The sequence below is a fragment of the Peribacillus sp. SIMBA_075 genome (assembly GCF_046534585.1).
This window is the reverse complement of sequence record NZ_JAWRYN010001018.1, coordinates 1-256: the sequence shown is the minus strand read 5'-3', so window position 1 is coordinate 256 and position 256 is coordinate 1. Positions and strand designations below refer to the sequence as shown.

General features: G+C 34.8%; 1 protein-coding gene. It reads left to right on the top strand.

Annotation, left to right across the window (positions count from 1 at the left end; genetic code table 11):
• The coding region (yabQ, locus tag SB775_RS31370; protein ID WP_410865184.1) for a spore cortex biosynthesis protein YabQ at positions 1-256 on the top strand (256 nt) is incomplete at both ends.

The following is a 256-nucleotide window of genomic DNA, read 5'->3' as shown; positions in this document are numbered from 1 at the left end:
CTAACAATTCAGTTGTATACAATGCTTTCGATGATTGGAATGGGTGCTTGGATTGGTGCTTCTTTAGATACATACCAACGGTTTTTAAAACGCCAAGAGCGTAAACGTTGGCTTGTATTTATACATGATATACTATTTTGGATTGTCCAAGCATTATTCGTTTTTTATGTATTACTGCGTGTAAATGAAGCCGAACTACGTATATATGTATTTTTGGCGTTACTATGTGGTTTTGCAGCATATCAAAGCTTATTGA